Genomic DNA, 12,428 nt, shown 5'->3' with positions numbered 1-12,428 from the left:
AAGAGACGAGGACATGAACATCAACAAGCCTGCCACCCCGCCGCTTGCGCCCGAATTGATCGAGCAATTCCGCAAGATCGTCGGCGACCGCCACGCCATCACCGACCCGACTGATATCGAGCCTTACGTCACCGAGGAGCGCAATCTGTTCCACGGCCGCTCGCCGCTGGTGCTGCGCCCGGGCTCGACGGCGGAGGTTTCCGCGATCTGCAAGCTCGCCTCCGCGCACAACATCGCGCTGGTGCCGCAGGGCGGCAACACCGGGCTCGTCGGCGGCCAGACGCCGCACAATGGCGAGGTGGTGGTGTCGCTGCGCCGGCTCGACAAGATTCGCGAGGTCGACACCGCGTCCAACACCATGACAGTGGAAGCCGGTGTGGTGCTGCAGATCGCGCAAGCCAAGGCCTCCGAGGTCGATCGGCTGTTTCCGCTGTCGCTCGGCGCGGAAGGCAGCTGCACCATCGGCGGCAATCTCTCGACCAATGCCGGCGGCACCGCGGCGCTCGCCTATGGCGTCGCGCGCGAGATGACGCTGGGCCTCGAAGTGGTGCTCGCCGATGGGCGCGTGCTCAATTCGCTGTCAAAGCTGAAGAAGGACAACACCGGCTACAATCTACACAACCTCTTCATCGGCGCCGAAGGCACGCTCGGCATCATCACCGCGGCGACGCTGAAACTGTTTCCGAAGCCGCGGGCGATCGAGACCGCCTTCGTCGGGCTGAAATCGCCGGCGGCGGCGCTGAGGCTGCTCACCATCGCGCAAGGCGAAGCCGCCAATGCGCTGACGAGCTTCGAGCTGCTGTCGGAGCTGGCGGTGGATTTCTCGGTCCGCCACGGCATCGACGTGCGCGATCCGCTCGCAGAGAAGCATCCCTGGTACGTGCTGATGGAATTGTCATCGCCGAGCGAGGATGCCCGCACGCCGCTGGAGACGATCCTGGGCCGTGCCATGGAGGAGGAGATCGTCGACGACGCCGTGATCGCGGCGAGCCTCGCCCAGCGCGGCGCGTTCTGGAAGCTGCGCGACGAGATGTCGGCGGCGCAGAAGCCGGAAGGCGGCTCGATCAAGCACGACATCTCCGTCCCGGTTGCGGCCGTGCCCGAATTCATCGCGGAAGCCGATGCGGCCGTGGTGAAGCTGATCCCCAGCGCCCGGCCGGTGCCGTTCGGCCATCTCGGCGACGGCAATCTGCATTACAACGTCAGCCAGCCGATCGGCGCCGACACCGCCGATTTCCTCGCGCGCTGGCATGATGTGAACGCGGTGGTGTTCGAGATCGTGCTGCGCATGGGCGGCTCGATCTCGGCCGAGCACGGCATCGGCGTGCTCAAGCGCGACGAGCTCCCCGAGGTGAAGGACAAAACCGCGATCGAGCTGATGCGCTCCATCAAGACGATGCTCGATCCGCTCGGCATCATGAATCCGGGGAAGGTGCTGTGAGCGCTTCCCTTGCGATCGATGCGATCACCGATGCCGACGTCGAGGGCGTGGTCGCGCTGTGGCAGCGCTGCGGCCTGACGCGCCCCTGGAACGACCCGCATGCCGACATCGCACTAGCGCGGCGGCGCGACAATTCCACCGTGCTGGTCGGCCGCGACAATGGCGCGATCGTCGCCACCGTGATGGTCGGCCATGACGGCCATCGCGGCTGGGTCTATTACGTCGCCGTCGATCCCAGCTGTCAGAAGCACGGCTTCGGCCGCATCATCATGGCGGCGGCCGAGGACTGGCTGCGAAGCGCCGGGATTTTGAAGCTGCAGCTCTTGGTCCGTCGCGAGAACGCGCAGGCCAACGCGTTCTATGGCTCGCTCGGCTTCGAGCTGTCGACATCCCTGATGTTCCAGAAGTGGCTCGACGGCCGTGCGACCACGCCAAGCAATTGAGATCGAGGCATGACCCTTTCCGACCGCGTCCGCATCAAGGACGTCCGCGTGCTCTCGGACGGTTGGACCACGCTGAAGACCACGACCTTCGAATACCGGCGCGCAAGTGGCGAGTGGCAGACCCAGCATCGCGAGACCTATGAGCGCGACAACGCCGCCGCCGTGCTGCCATATAATCTCGCGCGACGGACCGTGATCCTGGTGCGCCAGTTCCGCCTTCCGGCCTTCATCCGCGGTTACGACGACCTCTTGATCGAGGCCGCCGCCGGCGTGCTCGACAACGCCGAGCCCGAGGAGCGCATCCGCGCCGAGGCGGAGGAAGAGACCGGCTATCGCCTGCACCATGTCCACAAGGTGTTCGAGGCCTTCATGAGCCCCGGCGCCATCACCGAGAAGCTGCATTTCTTCGTCGCCGAATACGAGCCCGAGATGCGGGTGAGCGACGGCGGCGGCCTGGAGCACGAGGGCGAGGACATCGAGGTGCTGGAGCTGTCCATCGACGAGGCGCTGGCGATGATCGCCGACGGCCGCATCATCGACGCCAAGGCGATCATGCTGCTGCAGTATGTGGCGCTGCATGTGTTCAGGTGACCTTGCGGCTGTCCTTCCTTCTCCCCTTGTGGGAGAAGGTGGCGCGAAGCGCCGGATGAGGGGTTCTCTCCACTTGTGAGATCGTTCGTGAGGATGGATACCCCTCACCCGTCTCGCCGCTATGCGGCGATCCACCCTCTCCCACAAGGGGAGAGGGGAGGAGCGCAGCTCGCTCTATCAAGCCTGCAATTCAGACCTGCGCCGCCGCTCCCCCCCGGTTGAGCAACCGCAAAACTATCTCTAGTCTGTCGTCAACCAAGAATCAGGAGACGCGCCATGTCCGCTCCGCGCGACGATGAATTCGGCTTTGCGCCCGACTACGATTCCCCCGTCCCCTACATGCAGCGCACCCGGGATTATTACGCGGCGATCGGCTACACCACGCCGTACCGCTGGGCGCATTACACCGAGGCGCCGTTCCAGCCGCTGAAGAAGCCGTTGTCGCAATCGCGCGTCACCATCATCACCACCGCGGCGCCCTACGATCCGGCCAAGGGCGACCAGGGGCCGGGCGCGGCGTATAATGGCAACGCGAAGTTTTATCAGGTCTATGACGGCGACACGTCGAAACAGCACGATCTGCGCATCTCGCACATCGGCTACGACCGCAAGCACACCTCGGCCACCGACAGCGGCACCTGGTTTCCGCTGCCGCAGCTGTTGAAGGCGAGCGCCGCCGGCCGCATCGGCGAAGTGAGCCAGCGCTTCTTCGGCGCGCCGACCAACCGCAGCCATCGCGTGACGCTCGACACCGACGCGCCGGAGATCCTGGCGCGCTGCCTCGCGGACAAGGTCGACGTCGCGGTGCTGGTGCCAAACTGCCCGGTCTGCCACCAGACCACGGCGCTGCTGGCGCGGCACCTGGAGCGCAACGGCATTGCCACCGTGGTCATGGGCTGCGCCAAGGACATCGTCGAGCACGCGGCCGTGCCGCGCTTCCTGTTCTCCGACTTCCCGCTCGGCAATTCCGCCGGCAAGCCGCACGACATCGCCTCGCAGGCCCAGACGCTCGAGCTCGCGCTCCGGCTGCTGGAGAGCGCGAGCGGTCCGCAGACCACGATGCAATCGCCGCTGCGCTGGAGCGAGGACGCCTCCTGGAAGCTCGACTACAACAACGTTGCGCAGCTCTCGCCCGAAGAGCTGGCTCGCCGCCGCGCCGAGTTCGACAAGCAGAAGGAGATCGCGCGCGGCAACCGCGCCGCCTGACGCCCTCCAACAACAATAAGCCGAGGGAGAGCGAGGTGACGCGACCGTTCGAGGGCGTGAAGATCCTGGATTTTACGCAAGTGCTGGCCGGCCCCTATGCGAGCTACCAGCTCGCGCTGCTCGGCGCCGACGTCATCAAGGTCGAGCGGCGCGAGGGCGAGGACATGCGCCGCACGCCGCTCAGCCGCGAATGGGCCGAGCGCGGTCTGGCGCCGGCATTCCAGGCGGTCAACGGCAACAAGCGCAGCCTGACGCTCGATCTGCAGAAGCCGGAGGCGATCGCGATCGTGAAGAAGCTCGCAGGCCGCGTCGACGTGGTCATGGAGAATTTCCGCCCCGGCGTGATGGACAAGCTCGGCATCGGCTATGAGGCGCTGTCGGCCGTCAACCCGAAGCTGATCTATTGTGCGGTGTCGGGTTTCGGCCAGACCGGCCCGGATCGCCTGCGGCCCGGCTATGACGGCAAGATGCAGGCGCTGTCGGGCATCATGGCGATCACCGGCCACCCCGAGACGGGGCCGACGCGCGCGGGCTTTGCCGTGTGCGACGTGCTCTCGGGCGCCACCGCTGCGTTCGGCGTGTCCAGCGCGCTGTACCAGCGCGACCGCACCGGCAAGGGGCAGCTGATCGACGTCTCCATGCTGGAGGCGACGCTGGCGTTTCTCTCGGGCCAGATCGCCGACTGGTCGGTCTCCGGACATCGACAGCAGCTATCGGGCAATCAGGCGGTGAGCCGCCGGACCACGGCGAATTTGTTCAAGTGCGGCGACGGCCATATCCTGCTCGCCGTCAACAACGAGAAGCAGTACCGCGCGCTGATGGCTGCGCTCGGGCGCGAGGATACGCTGTCAGATCCGCGCTTTGCCGACTGGTTCTCGCGCAACGAGAACGAGGGCGCGCTGCGCGCCATCATCGAGCAGGCGCTAGCGAAACGGCCGGCACGCGAATGGGAGACGATCTTGGAGGACGCCGGCGCGCCCTGCGCCAGCATCTGGAAGGTCGAGGAGGTCATCGACCATCCGCAAATCAAGGCGCGCGGTGCGATCCAGGAGCTAGACACGCAATACGGCCGCCTGCGCTTTGCCGGCAGCGGCTTCAAGCTCGCTCATGGCGGCGGCCGGCTGGATCGCATGGCGCCGGAGCTGGGCGCGGATACGGATGCGGTGCTGGGCGAGCTGGGGTTCGATGTGGCAGAGATCGCGGGGCTGAGAGCGCGGGAGATTGTGTAGCGCGACACACGTTCCGCCGCGGCCTAGAACAACGACCCCTGCCCGTCATCCGCCGGACTAGCGGCAACCTTCCGCACCGCCTTCTTCGGCTTCGCCGCCTCGGCCTCAGCCTCGATCTCATCCGCGCTGATCGGCAGCACGAGCTGCTCGTCATCATTGGCGACGCGGTTGACGCGGGTGGAGACCGGGTGCCAGGCGAATTCGCCGGCGCGCGGGGGCCTCATCAAGGGCAGGATCGCGTCGATCTCGTCGCCCTTGTTGTCGAGCCAGCGCTCGAAGTCGTGCGGGCTGATGGTGACGGGCACGCGGTCATGCAGCGCGGCGAGATCCTCGCCCGCCGCGGCGGTGACGATCGCGACCGTGTCGAGTTCCTCGCCGTTCGGACCGACCCAGGTCTCGAACACAGCGGCAAAGCCGAGCGGCTCACCGTCGGCACGGTGGATGAAAAAGGGCTGCTTGCGGCCGGTTTGCGTCTTCCACTCGTAATAACCATCGGCCGGAATCAGGCCGCGCCGGCGGCGAATCGCGTTCTTGAACGCAGGCTTCTCCAGCACCGTCTCGGAACGGGCGTTGATCAGGAGCGTGAACCCGCGGGGGTCCTTGACCCAGCCGGGCAGAAGACCCCAGCGCATCAGGCGGAAATGGCGCGCGCCGTTCTCGAGCAGCACCACCGGAATCGGTTGCGTCGGGGCGACATTGTACCGGGGCGGGAAATTCGGCTGCTCGACATAGCCGAACAGTTGCCGCAAAGCCGCGGGGGCCGAAGTTATGACGAAGCGTCCACACATCCTTGGAGGCCTATATAGGGTCCGTTCAGGTCCTTTTAACCCCGAACGTTAACACTGCGGCAGATGAGCTCAACGGCCTCCCAACCCGCGCGGACGCATGTACAGACGGGCCCTGAGGCGACCGCCTGGGCCGAACGGCTGCGCGTGGCCAACATCAATCCGCGGACCGGGCTTGCCACCGACTATCTCAACCATTTCAATGAAGCCGTGATGCTGCTCGAAATGGTGCCGGATATGCCGGAATGCGCCGAAGACTTCCTGACCTGGACGCCGCTGTCTTATGCCGAGCATTTCACGGCGTCGAATTTCAAGGCGCGGGATTTGGCGATCGAAGCCTATGAGAAAGCCGATCCCAACGTGCGTGCCCAGTTCGACCACTTGACGGATACCATGACCTCGATCCTGACCGCGGTCGGCTCGGCCATGCGCGAGGTCGAGAAGGACACGACGCGCGTCCGCCTCGCCGAGCAGGCCACGCTTTGGGTCAAGCCCCTGATCGCAGCCTGCGGCGGCATCATCAATGGCGGGGCGGAAGCCGACGTCGACACCATCATGGCGAACTCATCCGGATAGGTGACGCGATTGGCCGCAATCGTCCATCCTGCCCATCCCCAGCTTGCGGTCAGCGCGGCGATCTTCCGCGACGGCAAGGTGCTACTGGTCCGCCGCGCCCGCTCGCCGGCCAAGGGCTTCTATTCGCTGCCGGGCGGCCGGGTCGAGTTCGGCGAATCGCTGCATCAGGCCCTGAGCCGCGAGGTCGACGAGGAAACCGGCCTTCGCATCGAGATCATTGGCCTCGCCGGCTGGCGCGAGGTGCTGCCGGCCGCGGCCGGCGCCGGCCATTACCTGATCATGTCCTTTGCCGCGCGCTGGACGGCCCGGGAGCCGGCGCTGAACGACGAGCTCGACGATTACCGCTGGATCGCCCCTGGCGCCCTGGCAAGCCTCGGCGACGTGAAGCTGACCGGGGGGCTGGAGGAGGTCATCCAGTCCGCTCACCGGCTGCTTGGAGCCTGACGGCCCGCCTTGCGCCAGCCGTCCCGAGGGGGCATACAGCCGCCGATGTCGTCGCGATTTCTCGCCATTTTTGCCCTGATTCTCGCCTGCGCCTCCGTGCCTGCGAGGGCCCAGGACGTGGCGGCGCCGTTTGACGGCGAACTGCAGCGGCTGGCCGAGATCCTGGGCGGCCTGCACTATCTGCGCGGCATCTGCGGGGCCAACGAGGGTAACAAATGGCGCAACGAGATGCAGGCGCTGATCGATGCCGAGACCCCCTCCGGCGAGCGCCGCACGCGCATGATCGCCGGCTTCAACCGCGGCTATAACGGTTTTCAGCAGACCTATCGCAGCTGCACGCCGGCCGCGATGGTGGCGATCCGCCGCTACATCGAGGAAGGCTCGAAGATCTCGCGCGATCTCACGGCGCGCTACGCGAACTGATTCTCGTCATTCCGGGGCTCGCGCGCGAGAGCCCGGAATCCATTCATCCACCGTCTCTGATGCCCGATGGATTCCGGGCTCGTGCGAGGCGCGCCCCGGAATGACGGCGCGGTCGACGCATGTGCGGGCCTGGAACCCTGTCATCGACTTTGTTCACAGCCGTTAACCGTTCTTAAAGATGTGGCCTAGCGGTCGTTAACGCCCGTGCTACACCTCTCGCACAGCGCATCGCCGTGGATCGCGCCCCAGCCTGACCGAGTTTCATGAGCCAGCCGATTTCCTACGCCCCCGCCCGCGCGCCGCTGCCCGATCACGAGCAGAAACAGGCCGCACTGAGCTATCTCAACGAGGCCTGGGCCGAGGCGCGTCATGACGGCGTCGACGGCGACTGCCTGGCGCAGGCGAGCCTGTTCGCGGCCCTCGCCGAGCTCGTCGGCACCTATGGCGAGGACGCAGTGGCAAAGTTCGTCGAGGGCTTTCCCGGCCGCATTCGCAACGGCGAATTCTCGGTCGGCATCTGCAGGCAGTAAGCCGTCCTGAAGCAGTAAGCCGTCCTGAAAATGACCCCGCCACGCGGGCGGGGCCAGTTGACGGATGAATGACTCTGCGAAAGGCGTCGCGAAGTCTGCCGCTCTTATCGCACGGAAGCCGTTGCCGGCGGACAAGCATTAATCTCGCGATGACCGGGAGATGTTCCCGACAGAGCCGGGAACGCGCGCCTCAGTCCGTCTCGATCGGCAGCGCCGGATCCCTCGCCCATTCGCCCATCGAAGCGTCGTAGAGCGTCAGCTTGTCGTAGCCGAGCTGCGTCAGCAGCAGGAGGTCGATCGTCGCCGAGATGCCGCCGCCGCAATAAAGAATCACATTCTTGTCGCGCGTGACGCCCTGGGCGGCGAACTTCGCTTGCGCATCCGCAAGATCCGCCAGCGTCTTGTCGGCATTCACGAGTGTGGCTGCGGGAACGTTGACGCTGCCGGGAACGCGGCCCGGCCGGCCATAGCGGCTCGGCTCGAGGCCGCGGTGAAACTGCGGCCCGAGCGCGTTGACGATGATGGTCGCGGGATCGCCGATCCGCGCCAGCACGGCTTCCTTGTCGACGAAGCAGCCTGGGCGCGGCGCCGCCTTGAAGGCCGTCACCGGATAGCCTTTCGGTGCGCCCGTCTCGGTCGGCCGTCCCTCCTGCTGCCATTTGTCGAAGCCGCCGTCGAGCACGTGGGCATCGACGCCGAGCGCGCGCAACATCCACCAGAACCGCGTCGCCCACATTATCGTCCCTATGCTGTAGAGCACGATGGTCTTGCCAGCATCGAGGCCGTGGCGGCCGAAGGCGGCCTCCAGCTGGGCGACATCGTGCATCATGAAGAAGTGTTGCGACGAGGCGTCGGAGAACTCGCCTTGCAGGTCGAGGAAATCGGCGCCGGGGATGTGGCCGGCGGCGAACGTCTTGTCGCCGGGCACGGCGCGATAAGGCACGGCGCTGCCTTCCGGCGCGGGCTCAAGATAGGTCGTGCAGTCGTAGAGGCGAAGGTTGGGATCGCCGAGCATGGCGGCGAGCTGCTCGGTGGTGATGAGGGCGGCGGGTTGGGACATCAGGCTGCACTCCCGTTCGAGAGAAAGTGTAGACCGCCCCTCCCGTCATTGCGAGAGCAGCGAAGCAATCCAGAGTCTTTCCGCGGCGACAGACTGAATTGCTTCGCTGCGCTCGCAATGACGAATGGGGAAGCCCCGTGCGTCCCCCACATCACCCTACTGCTTCAGCGTCTCCAGGAACCGCACCGGCTCGCCCTGCGCGGCCGTCACCAGCTCGCCCTGCCACATCACGCGACGGCCGCGGATAAAGGTGCCGACCGGCCAGCCGGTGACGCGAACGCCGTCATAGGGCGTCCAGCCGGCCTTGGACGCCACCCATTTGTTGGTGATGGTCTCGCTGCGCTTGAGATCGACGATGGTGAAGTCGGCATCGTAGCCGGCGGCGATGCGGCCCTTGCAGGCCATGTTGTAGAGGCGCGCAGGGCCGGCGCTGGTGAGGTCGACGAAGCGCGCCAGCGAAAGCCGACCCGCATTAACGTGATCGAGCATAACAGGCACCAGCGTCTGCACGCCGGTCATGCCGGAAGGCGAAGCGGGATAGGTCTTCTGCTTCTCCTCCAGCGTATGCGGGGCGTGGTCGGAGCCGAGCACGTCGATGATGCCCTGTTCGATGCCGCGCCAAATGCCGGCACGATGATCGGCGCCGCGCACCGGCGGGTTCATCTGCGCCAGCGTGCCGAGCCGCTCGTAGCATTCCGGCGCGACCAGGGTGAGATGGTGCGGCGTCGCCTCGCAGGAGGCGACATCCTTGTGGTCGCGCAGGAACTCGATCTCCTCCTTGGTCGAGATGTGCAGCACGTGAATACGCTTGCCGGTCTCGTGCGCGAGCTTGACGAGGCGCTGCGTCGCCATCAGCGCCGCGGTCTCGTCGCGCCAGACCGGATGCGAGCGCGCATCGCCCTCGATGCGCAGCGATTTGCGCTCGTTGAGGCGGTATTCGTCCTCGGCGTGGAAGGCGGCGCGGCGGCGGATCACCTGGAAAATGCGGCGCAGGCTCTCGTCGTCCTCCACCAAAAGCGCGCCGGTGGACGAGCCGATAAACACCTTGACGCCGGCGCAGCCGGGTGCGCGCTCCAGCACAGGCAGGTCCTGCACGTTCTCGCGGGTGCCGCCGATGAAGAAGGCGAAATCGCAATGCATGCGGTGATGGGCGCGCTTCACCTTGTCGGTGAATTCGGCCTCCGTCACGGTCAGCGGCGAGGTGTTCGGCATCTCGAACACGGCGGTGACGCCGCCCATCACGGCGCTGCGCGAGCCGGTCTCGAGGTCTTCCTTGTGCGTCAGCCCGGGCTCGCGGAAATGCACCTGCGTGTCCATCACGCCGGGCAGGATGTGCAGGCCCTTGCAGTCGATCACCTCGGCGGCCGAGCCTTGCGACAGCGGACCGAGCTCGGCGATGCGGCCGCCCGTGATGCCGATATCCCGCACGCCCTCGCCGTCCTGGTTGAAGACGGTGCCACCCTTCAGGATCACATCGAAACGCTGGGTCATTGGGCCTCTCTCATCCTCAGGGCGCAGGGCTCGAGGTCTTGTCGTTTATGCGTTGCGGGCTTACGTTCCGGAGCAACATGTCGCAAGAGATTTTCGCATGAAATCGGCGTTTCTTCCCGACCGGGGCGTGATCAAAGTCGCGGGTGAGGATGCGCGCAACTTCCTCAATGGCCTCGTCACCACCGACCTGGACAGGCTGAAACCTGGTCTGGGGCGATTCGGCGCATTGCTGACGCCGCAGGGCAAGATCATCGTGGATTTCCTGATCACGGAAGCGTCCGCGGGCCACGGCGGCGGGTTCCTGATCGACTGCCCCAAGGCGCTGGCGGACACCCTCGCCACCAAGCTGAAATTCTACAAGCTGCGCGCCAAGGTCACCGTGGACAAGCTCGACCTCGGCGTGCTCGCGGCCTGGGACGGCGAGCCGACGGCGCAGCCCGACCTTGCCTTTGCCGATCCGCGGGCTGAGGGGCTCGGCTACCGCATCCTGGTCCAGGAAGATCTCAAGCAGAAACTGTCCGATCTCATCGGCGCCGAGCTGGTCGATGCAGCCGAGTACGAGGCGCACCGCATTGCGCTCGGCGTGCCGCGCGGCGGGCTCGATTTCATGTACAGCGATGCGTTCCCGCATGAGACCAACATGGATCGCCTCGCCGGCGTCGATTTCGACAAGGGCTGCTATGTCGGCCAGGAGGTCGTCTCGCGCATGCAGCATCGCGGCACCGCGCGCACGCGCAGCGTGAAGGTGCTGCTCGAGGACGCCTCGCCCGAGCCGGGCACGACCATTCTTGCCGGCGACAAGCCGGTCGGCACCATCGGCTCGACGGCTGGCGGCAAGGGAATCGCGCTGGTGCGCATCGACCGTGTCGCAGACGCGCTCGATGCGGGCCAGCCGCTCACCGCTGGGGGGCTGGCTTTGACACTCGCTGAACCAGACGTCGTTCGCATTCCAGCCAAGCAGCCGACCGCATGAGCCGCGCTGCCCGCTTGCATCCCGATGGTCTGACCCGCTGCCCCTGGCCGGGCGAAGATCCGCTTTATGTCGCCTATCACGACACCGAATGGGGCGTGCCGGAATACGACGACCGCGCGCTGTACGAGAAGCTGATGCTGGACGGCTTCCAGGCCGGCCTGTCCTGGATCACGATCCTGCGCAAGCGCGACAATTTCCGCAAAGCCTTCGACGATTTCCAGCCGGAGAAGATCGCGCGTTACACGCCCAAGAAGGTTCACGCGCTGATGAACGATGCGGGTATCGTGCGCAACAAGGCCAAGATCGAAGGCGCGATCCTGAGTGCAAAGTCCTATCTCGACATCATGGAGAAGGGCCCGGGCTTCTCGAAGCTGCTGTGGGACTTCATGGACGGACGGCCCAAGGTCAACCAGTTCAAGACCACGGCAAGCGTGCCGGCCTCGACGCCGCTGTCGGTACAGATCTCCAAGGAGCTGTCCTCGCGCGGCTTCAAATTCGTCGGCCCGACGATCGTCTACGCCTTCATGCAGGCGACCGGCATGGTCAACGACCACCTGGTCGACTGCCACTGTCATGCGACTTGCAGTAAGACCCAGCGCAAGCTGCGCCTCAAGGCCAAATGACGGCGAAGAAGGCAGCGCGCAACGAAGAGGTCCGCGCCTGGCAGCGCATGCTGTCGGGCCGGCGGCTCGACCTGCTCGATCCTTCCCCGCTCGACATCGAAATCGGCGACATCGCGCACGGGCTGGCGCGGGTGGCGCGCTGGAACGGGCAGACCCTCGGCGCGCACATCTTTTCGGTCGCACAGCATACGCTGCTGGTAGAGACCGTGCTGCGCCATGAGATACCCCGCGTCGACCAGCGCGTCCGGCTCGCGGCCCTGCTGCATGATGCGCCGGAATATGTGATCGGCGACATGATCTCGCCGTTCAAGGCGGTGCTCGACGGTCACTACAAGGCCGTCGAGAAGCGGCTGCTCGGCGCCATCCATATCCGCTTCGGTTTGCCGCCGGTATTGCCTGATGACATCACGCAGGCCATCAAGGCCGCCGATCGCGGCGCGGCCTATCTCGAGGCAACCGAGCTCGCCGGCTTCAGCGCGAGCGAAGCGCGGCGCCTGTTCGGCAAGGATCCGGGTCTCTCCGACAGCGTCCGACGCGACTATCTGACGCCTTGGACCGCAGCGCGGGCCGAGAAGCAGTTTCTGGAGCGGTTTGGCGCCGTGTTTGCGTAGCA

15 protein-coding genes are annotated in these 12,428 nt (G+C 65.9%); 12 read left to right on the top strand and 3 right to left on the bottom strand.

The features are described 5' to 3' along the window. Positions 1 to 13: 13 nt before the first annotated feature. The 5 genes from ACTEK7_RS21855 to ACTEK7_RS21835 all read left to right on the top strand — a co-directional run bounded on the left by ACTEK7_RS21855 (position 14) and on the right by ACTEK7_RS21835 (position 4,910). Positions 14 to 1,441, top strand: coding sequence for an FAD-binding oxidoreductase (locus tag ACTEK7_RS21855; RefSeq protein ID WP_225146958.1), 1,428 nt, complete (start codon positions 14 to 16; stop codon positions 1,439 to 1,441). Next, a complete protein-coding gene (locus ACTEK7_RS21850) occupies positions 1,438 to 1,884 on the top strand; it encodes a GNAT family acetyltransferase (protein ID WP_036028283.1) in 447 nt (148 codons plus the stop codon). Before ACTEK7_RS21855 ends, ACTEK7_RS21850 begins: the two co-directional genes overlap by 4 nt. A 9-nt stretch (positions 1,885 to 1,893) precedes the next feature. Beyond that, positions 1,894 to 2,475 carry an NUDIX hydrolase gene (locus tag ACTEK7_RS21845; protein ID WP_036028286.1) on the top strand — a complete coding sequence of 194 codons (582 nt, stop codon included), beginning with the start codon at positions 1,894 to 1,896 and terminating at the stop codon, positions 2,473 to 2,475. Between the two features lie 276 nt (positions 2,476 to 2,751). Further along, complete coding sequence (locus ACTEK7_RS21840) at positions 2,752 to 3,681, top strand: glycine/sarcosine/betaine reductase selenoprotein B family protein (protein ID WP_225146957.1); 930 nt, start codon at positions 2,752 to 2,754, stop codon at positions 3,679 to 3,681. Between the two features lie 35 nt (positions 3,682 to 3,716). Next, a complete protein-coding gene (locus tag ACTEK7_RS21835; RefSeq protein ID WP_225146956.1) occupies positions 3,717 to 4,910 on the top strand; it encodes a CaiB/BaiF CoA transferase family protein in 1,194 nt (397 codons plus the stop codon). Between the two features lie 23 nt (positions 4,911 to 4,933). On the opposite strand, the gene ACTEK7_RS21830 is transcribed toward ACTEK7_RS21835, so the two are convergent. After that, on the bottom strand, positions 4,934 to 5,698 hold the full coding sequence (locus tag ACTEK7_RS21830; RefSeq protein WP_225146955.1) for an SOS response-associated peptidase: 765 nt from the start codon (positions 5,696 to 5,698) through the stop codon (positions 4,934 to 4,936). Between the two features lie 63 nt (positions 5,699 to 5,761). Here ACTEK7_RS21830 and ACTEK7_RS21825 point away from each other — a divergent pair, with 63 nt between their 5' ends. The 4 genes from ACTEK7_RS21825 to ACTEK7_RS21810 all read left to right on the top strand — a co-directional run bounded on the left by ACTEK7_RS21825 (position 5,762) and on the right by ACTEK7_RS21810 (position 7,668). Then, a complete protein-coding gene (locus ACTEK7_RS21825; protein WP_036003651.1) occupies positions 5,762 to 6,271 on the top strand; it encodes a hypothetical protein in 510 nt (169 codons plus the stop codon). Positions 6,272 to 6,280: 9 nt separating this feature from the next. Then, on the top strand, positions 6,281 to 6,715 hold the full coding sequence (locus ACTEK7_RS21820; RefSeq protein WP_225146954.1) for an NUDIX hydrolase: 435 nt from the start codon (positions 6,281 to 6,283) through the stop codon (positions 6,713 to 6,715). A gap of 45 nt (positions 6,716 to 6,760) precedes the next feature. Beyond that, entirely contained in the window at positions 6,761 to 7,138 is a 378-nt protein-coding gene (locus tag ACTEK7_RS21815; protein ID WP_225146953.1) for a TIGR02301 family protein, read from the top strand. Positions 7,139 to 7,401: 263 nt separating this feature from the next. Further along, on the top strand, positions 7,402 to 7,668 hold the full coding sequence (locus tag ACTEK7_RS21810; protein ID WP_036003643.1) for a hypothetical protein: 267 nt from the start codon (positions 7,402 to 7,404) through the stop codon (positions 7,666 to 7,668). Positions 7,669 to 7,858: 190 nt separating this feature from the next. Here ACTEK7_RS21810 and ACTEK7_RS21805 read toward each other — a convergent pair whose 3' ends face one another. Together ACTEK7_RS21805 and ACTEK7_RS21800 are read right to left on the bottom strand one after the other, a co-directional pair. After that, complete coding sequence (locus ACTEK7_RS21805; protein WP_225146952.1) at positions 7,859 to 8,728, bottom strand: sulfurtransferase; 870 nt, start codon at positions 8,726 to 8,728, stop codon at positions 7,859 to 7,861. Positions 8,729 to 8,884: 156 nt separating this feature from the next. Continuing rightward, the gene (locus ACTEK7_RS21800; protein ID WP_225139069.1) at positions 8,885 to 10,219 is read right to left on the bottom strand and encodes a dihydroorotase; all 1,335 of its coding nucleotides are present in this window, start codon (positions 10,217 to 10,219) and stop codon (positions 8,885 to 8,887) included. 97 nt (positions 10,220 to 10,316) lie between these two features. Here ACTEK7_RS21800 and ygfZ point away from each other — a divergent pair, with 97 nt between their 5' ends. Genes ygfZ through ACTEK7_RS21785 form a run of 3 tightly spaced genes read left to right on the top strand, consistent with a single transcriptional unit; the run spans position 10,317 to position 12,426 of the window. After that, a complete protein-coding gene (gene ygfZ, locus ACTEK7_RS21795; protein WP_225142366.1) occupies positions 10,317 to 11,192 on the top strand; it encodes a CAF17-like 4Fe-4S cluster assembly/insertion protein YgfZ in 876 nt (291 codons plus the stop codon). Further along, positions 11,189 to 11,815, top strand: coding sequence for a DNA-3-methyladenine glycosylase I (locus ACTEK7_RS21790; RefSeq protein ID WP_036003631.1), 627 nt, complete (start codon positions 11,189 to 11,191; stop codon positions 11,813 to 11,815). The genes ygfZ and ACTEK7_RS21790 overlap by 4 nt, the downstream gene beginning before the upstream one ends. Beyond that, entirely contained in the window at positions 11,812 to 12,426 is a 615-nt protein-coding gene (locus ACTEK7_RS21785; protein WP_036028303.1) for a YfbR-like 5'-deoxynucleotidase, read from the top strand. The genes ACTEK7_RS21790 and ACTEK7_RS21785 overlap by 4 nt, the downstream gene beginning before the upstream one ends. Positions 12,427 to 12,428 lie beyond the last annotated feature (2 nt).

The organism is Bradyrhizobium sp. JHI2711, from assembly GCF_056156565.1.
The sequence above is the reverse complement of the archived record's forward strand: the minus strand, read 5'-3'. Positions and strand labels throughout refer to the sequence as shown.

Excerpts from the sequence above, each read along its gene's own strand:
- ACTEK7_RS21855 (WP_225146958.1), top strand. The coding sequence starts at position 14 with ATGAACATCAACAAGCCTGCCACCCCGCCGCTTGCGCCCGAATTGATC.
- ACTEK7_RS21845 (WP_036028286.1), top strand. The coding sequence starts at position 1,894 with ATGACCCTTTCCGACCGCGTCCGCATCAAGGACGTCCGCGTGCTCTCG.
- ACTEK7_RS21840 (WP_225146957.1), top strand. The coding sequence starts at position 2,752 with ATGTCCGCTCCGCGCGACGATGAATTCGGCTTTGCGCCCGACTACGAT.
- ACTEK7_RS21830 (WP_225146955.1), bottom strand. The coding sequence starts at position 5,698 with ATGTGTGGACGCTTCGTCATAACTTCGGCCCCCGCGGCTTTGCGGCAA.
- ACTEK7_RS21825 (WP_036003651.1), top strand. The coding sequence starts at position 5,762 with ATGAGCTCAACGGCCTCCCAACCCGCGCGGACGCATGTACAGACGGGC.
- ACTEK7_RS21815 (WP_225146953.1), top strand. The coding sequence starts at position 6,761 with ATGTCGTCGCGATTTCTCGCCATTTTTGCCCTGATTCTCGCCTGCGCC.
- ACTEK7_RS21810 (WP_036003643.1), top strand. The coding sequence starts at position 7,402 with ATGAGCCAGCCGATTTCCTACGCCCCCGCCCGCGCGCCGCTGCCCGAT.
- ACTEK7_RS21805 (WP_225146952.1), bottom strand. The coding sequence starts at position 8,728 with ATGTCCCAACCCGCCGCCCTCATCACCACCGAGCAGCTCGCCGCCATG.
- ACTEK7_RS21800 (WP_225139069.1), bottom strand. The coding sequence starts at position 10,219 with ATGACCCAGCGTTTCGATGTGATCCTGAAGGGTGGCACCGTCTTCAAC.
- ygfZ (WP_225142366.1), top strand. The coding sequence starts at position 10,317 with ATGAAATCGGCGTTTCTTCCCGACCGGGGCGTGATCAAAGTCGCGGGT.
- ACTEK7_RS21790 (WP_036003631.1), top strand. The coding sequence starts at position 11,189 with ATGAGCCGCGCTGCCCGCTTGCATCCCGATGGTCTGACCCGCTGCCCC.
- ACTEK7_RS21785 (WP_036028303.1), top strand. The coding sequence starts at position 11,812 with ATGACGGCGAAGAAGGCAGCGCGCAACGAAGAGGTCCGCGCCTGGCAG.